At 44.1% G+C, this 4,587-nt stretch carries 6 protein-coding genes; 5 read left to right on the top strand and 1 reads right to left on the bottom strand.

Going from position 1 to position 4,587, the window contains the following annotated elements; all coding sequences use genetic code 11:
- Nucleotides 1-12 precede the first annotated feature (12 nt).
- From tatA to tatC, 3 genes are all read left to right on the top strand, one after another.
- Entirely contained in the window at nucleotides 13-258 is a 246-nt protein-coding gene (gene tatA / locus CAG69_RS12825; RefSeq protein WP_005382958.1) for a Sec-independent protein translocase subunit TatA, read from the top strand.
- A 3-nt stretch (nucleotides 259-261) separates the two neighbouring features.
- Nucleotides 262-660 carry a Sec-independent protein translocase protein TatB gene (gene tatB / locus CAG69_RS12820; RefSeq protein WP_012841229.1) on the top strand — a complete coding sequence of 133 codons (399 nt, stop codon included), beginning with the start codon at nucleotides 262-264 and terminating at the stop codon, nucleotides 658-660.
- A gap of 68 nt (nucleotides 661-728) precedes the next feature.
- Nucleotides 729-1,481: a twin-arginine translocase subunit TatC gene (tatC, locus tag CAG69_RS12815; RefSeq protein ID WP_161444522.1), complete on the top strand. Its 753-nt coding sequence runs from the start codon at nucleotides 729-731 to the stop codon at nucleotides 1,479-1,481.
- Nucleotides 1,482-1,943: 462 nt separating this feature from the next.
- Here tatC and CAG69_RS12810 read toward each other — a convergent pair whose 3' ends face one another.
- Complete coding sequence (locus CAG69_RS12810; protein ID WP_006741775.1) at nucleotides 1,944-2,705, bottom strand: TatD family hydrolase; 762 nt, start codon at nucleotides 2,703-2,705, stop codon at nucleotides 1,944-1,946.
- 184 nt (nucleotides 2,706-2,889) lie between these two features.
- Between CAG69_RS12810 and hemB the strand changes: the two genes are divergently transcribed.
- Nucleotides 2,890-3,951 (top strand): porphobilinogen synthase, encoded by a 1,062-nt coding sequence (hemB, locus tag CAG69_RS12805; RefSeq protein WP_161444520.1) that lies wholly within the window; start codon nucleotides 2,890-2,892, stop codon nucleotides 3,949-3,951.
- 127 nt (nucleotides 3,952-4,078) lie between these two features.
- On the top strand, nucleotides 4,079-4,513 hold the full coding sequence (locus CAG69_RS12800; protein WP_012841227.1) for a GNAT family N-acetyltransferase: 435 nt from the start codon (nucleotides 4,079-4,081) through the stop codon (nucleotides 4,511-4,513).
- Nucleotides 4,514-4,587: the final 74 nt, after the last annotated feature.

The raw sequence follows: 4,587 nt of genomic DNA, 5'->3' as shown, positions 1-4,587 counted from the left end.
GAGGTAAAGAGAATGGGTGGTATCAGTGTTTGGCAACTTCTAATCATTGCTGTAATTGTTGTATTGCTATTCGGAACTAAGAAACTACGCGGTATCGGTGGCGATCTGGGTGGTGCCGTTAAGGGCTTCAAAAAAGCGATGAGCGAAGATGAACCTGCGAAAAATGACAAAGACGCAGACTTCGAACCAAAAAGTCTAGAAGAGCAGCAGAAAAAAGAAGCTGCTCCTGAAACGAAAAAAGACAAAGAGCAGGCGTAAAACGTGTTTGATATCGGTTTTTGGGAACTGGTATTAATATCTGTTGTTGGTCTGGTCGTTCTTGGGCCGGAGCGTTTGCCTCATGCTATTCGCAGCGTGTCTCGCTTTATCGGTGCCGCTAAGAGTATGGCAAATAGCGTCAAAGACGAATTGTCACACGAGCTGAAAGTCCAAGAGCTGCAAGAAAACTTGCGCAAAGCAGAGCAAATGGGGATGGATGATTTGTCCCCTGAGTTGAAATCTTCAGTCGAAGAATTGAAGAAGGCAGCGCAATCTGTAAATCGTCCTTACGCAAAGAACACCGATTCAGAGGCTGAGCCTGTAAAAACAGAGTCAGCAGCAGAAAAGGTAGAGAAAGCGGAAGAGAGCAAGGTTACAGCGGCAGATAAGAAAGCCGAATAGTCTCATTAGGAGGAGCTACTAGTGATTGGTAGCTCCTTTTTGATCTGGTTTTTAATAAGAGGTTTGCCATGTCTACCGTCGAGCAGACACAACCTTTAATTAGTCATTTGTTGGAGCTTCGCAACCGACTACTGCGCTCAATTTTGGCAGTGTTGGTGGTGTTTGTCGGACTAATTTATTTCTCTAACCACATTTACGAGTTTGTTTCCGCACCTTTAGTAGAGCGTCTACCTGAAGGCGCGACCATGATTGCTACGGATGTGGCTTCACCCTTTTTCACGCCACTGAAGTTGACGTTAATCGCTTCGGTATTTATTGCGGTGCCGTTTATTTTGTATCAAGTTTGGGCCTTTGTTGCTCCTGGCTTATACAAACATGAGCGTCGTTTGATCATGCCGTTGCTGTTCTCTAGTTCGCTATTGTTCTACTGTGGAGTGGCATTTGCCTACTTTGTGGTATTCCCATTGGTGTTTGGCTTCTTTACCGCTATCTCTCTTGGTGGGGTAGAGTTTGCAACTGATATCTCGAGTTATCTCGACTTTGTGCTGGCGCTATTTATGGCGTTTGGTATCGCATTCGAGGTGCCTGTTGCGATTATTTTGTTGTGTTGGACTGGGGCCACCACTCCGGAAGATCTAAGACAGAAACGGCCTTATATCATTGTGGCGGCGTTTGTCGTAGGTATGGTGTTAACGCCACCAGACATGATCTCGCAAACCTTACTCGCTATTCCGATGTGTTTACTGTTTGAAGTCGGTTTGTTCTTCGCGCGCTTTTATACTCGTCGAAGCGAAGAGGCAGAAGCGGAAACCGAAGAATAAGTTTACTGTAGATGTAAAAAGCGGCTCAATTGAGCCGCTTTTTTTTGCGGTTGGTTTGTTTCTTGGGCTAATTACTTAACTTTCATGACGTAACCACACTTTGTGCATACGTATACTTCCTTGATGCCCAGCAGCTTTTGAAAAAAACTGCGTGGTACGCGTTGTAAGTAAGCACCATGTGTACACACTTCAACTTCCATATTCATGCTGTTTTACATTTGTGCTAATTAATGGGCATAAAGCAGTATAGAAAAAGAATATGTCTAATTGTCGACAGTTTTGCAAAACAGACGAAGTAAAGTGGCGATATGAGAGGTAAGTAGAGTTGCTAGTTAATTATTATGTTTATCAATAACTTTGTGTGGGTTGTTCTATTATTTCAATAGGTTGAATCATTCATTCAATAGTTTAGGTAATAAAAAAAGCGACGTTGATTTCGTCGCTTTTTTCAATTTTCGTGAATTAAATATTAAACAGCTTTTTGGCATTTTCAGTCGTTATGGCATCGATAGTTGCGACATCGACATCACGCAAGTCGGCAACACGTTGTGCAACGAGAGAAGTGTAGGCTGGTTCATTACGCTTACCACGGTGCGGTACTGGCGCTAAGTATGGACAATCGGTTTCTAAAATGACCCACTGCATATCCAAATGTGGAATGACTTTATCCATCCCGCCATTCTTAAAGGTCGATACGCCACCCAAGCCTAAGTGGAAGCCTAGCTCATTGATTGCTTGCGCTTCTTCTAAGCTGCCTCCAAAACAGTGGAATACACCACGCAGACGACCATCTTGCTCTTGTCTTAGCAAGGTGAGTGTTTCTTCAATCGAATCACGAGTGTGGATAACGACTGGTAAATCCATCTCTTTTGCCCAGTTTAGCTGAGTCACGAATGCCATCTCTTGCTCGGCGCGATAGGTTTTGTCCCAATACAGGTCGATACCAATTTCGCCCACCGCAATAAACTTGTGTTTCTCAAACCAGCCGCGGATGATTTCCAACGTTTGCTCAACGTTGTTATCCACATAGCAAGGGTGGAGTCCCATCATTGAGTGGCACACGTCAGGATATGCCGCTTCGGTTTGTAGCATGGGCTCAATAGAGTCCAGATCGATGTTTGGCAACAGGATCTTATTAATGCCTTGCGCTAAGGCGCGTTGTACTACTTCATCGCGGTCGTTATCAAATTCGCTGGCATAGATGTGCGCGTGGGTATCGATCATCGTTACTCTCTGTGCTTCATGATTGGTTTCGTATTCGAAGTATACTTGAGTGTGAGTGCTGGGTCATTTTCAGTTTTTTTCATTACCTTTTTCCAGATTGTCACTCGCAACATGCATCAAGAGTGATATGATTTTGTTCACCAGATGATTTGATCATCATAACCGTCCAGACAAGGAGAAAATGGTGTCTGTATCAATTCAAGGTCCATTCCCTGCACGCCGTATGCGTCGTTTACGTAAGCACGATTTTAGTCGTCGTTTGATGGCTGAGAACCAACTTTCTGTTAATGATCTGATTTACCCAATGTTCATCCTAATGGGTAAAGATCGTCGTGAGAGCGTGGAGTCCATGCCGGGTGTAGAGCGTTTGTCGATTGATTTAATGCTAGAAGAAGCGCAATACCTTGCAAATCTAGGCGTTCCAGCAATCGCGCTTTTCCCTGTCGTAAACCAAGACGCTAAAAGCTTATGTGCTACTGAAGCCTACAACCCAGAAGGTTTGGTCCAGCGAGCAGTACGTGCGCTTAAAGAACATATTCCTCAAATCGGTGTGATCACAGACGTGGCACTTGACCCATTCACGACGCACGGCCAAGACGGCATCATCGATGAAGATGGCTACGTAATGAATGATGAAACCACAGAAGTACTGGTTAAGCAGGCTTTGTCTCATGCAGAAGCGGGTGCTGACGTAGTCGCGCCTTCAGACATGATGGATGGCCGTATTGGTAAGATCCGCGAAGCATTAGAAAATGCGGGCTACATTCATACACAAATCATGGCTTACTCGGCTAAGTACGCGTCGAACTACTACGGACCATTCCGTGATGCGGTTGGCTCTTCTTCAAATCTAAAAGGCGGCAACAAGAAAAACTACCAAATGGACCCAGCAAACATTGACGAAGCGCTCCATGAAGTGGCGCTAGACATCAATGAAGGTGCGGACATGGTGATGGTTAAACCTGGTATGCCATACTTAGATGTAGTTCGCCGAGTTAAAACCGAACTTCAGGTACCGACGTTTGCTTATCAGGTGTCTGGTGAGTACGCGATGCATAAAGCGGCGATCATGAATGGCTGGCTCAAAGAGCGCGAAATTGTGATGGAATCACTACTGTGCTTCAAACGTGCAGGTGCTGACGGCATCTTAACGTACTTTGCGAAAGATGTGGCTGAGTGGTTGGCAGAAGAGAATGCACAAACTGCTCAACACCTAAATCGTACTCCGGAAGCGACTGAAGAGTAATTATCGCTCAGTGAGAAACACCAGACCGACAAGAGTTGTTCGTCTGTATATACCCAAGTAACCTCAGGCGGATTACAACAGTAACAATCCAAGGTGCTTGGGTATTTTTATTTTGGAGAAGAGAACAATGACAATGCTGATTCGTGAAGGCACATTGGAAGAAGCACTTCAAGTTGTGGCACGTGTTACCGAATTTTCGAAAGGAGAAACGGTAGACTCCATGACTCAACGTTTAGAAGAGAAAAACAGTTTAATCCTCGTTGCAGAAAAAAATGGCACGATTGTCGGCTTCAAAATAGGTTACGAATTAGAGGATGGTGTTTTCTATAGCTGGTTGGGTGGTGTCGTTCCTGAGGCTCGAAATGAAGGCGTGGCACAATTGCTTTTGGAAGCACAAGAAGATTGGGCGGCTGAGCAAGGCTATAACACGTTAAAAGTGAAATCTCGAAATCAGTTTCCTGCTATGCTTCGATTGTTATTGAGAAATGGCTATATCATTGAAAAATTTGAAGAAAAAATCAATCTTCGTGAATCTCGAGTTCATTTCATTAAAGCGATGTGAAAATAAATGAGATTTTTTCTCATTTAACTGTTGACTACGAAATGAGAATCATTATTATTAAAACTGTCTTAGGG

The organism is Vibrio sp. V43_P6S15P86 (assembly GCF_009904725.1).
GTDB lineage: Bacteria > Pseudomonadota > Gammaproteobacteria > Enterobacterales > Vibrionaceae > Vibrio > Vibrio diabolicus.
The sequence above is the reverse complement of the archived record's forward strand: the minus strand, read 5'-3'. Positions and strand labels throughout refer to the sequence as shown.

Bases quoted from the DNA above. Each gene is read 5' to 3' on its own strand.
- tatA (WP_005382958.1), top strand. From the start codon at position 13: ATGGGTGGTATCAGTGTTTGGCAACTTCTAATCATTGCTGTAATTGTT.
- tatC (WP_161444522.1), top strand. From the start codon at position 729: ATGTCTACCGTCGAGCAGACACAACCTTTAATTAGTCATTTGTTGGAG.
- CAG69_RS12810 (WP_006741775.1), bottom strand. From the start codon at position 2,705: ATGATCGATACCCACGCGCACATCTATGCCAGCGAATTTGATAACGAC.
- CAG69_RS12800 (WP_012841227.1), top strand. From the start codon at position 4,079: ATGACAATGCTGATTCGTGAAGGCACATTGGAAGAAGCACTTCAAGTT.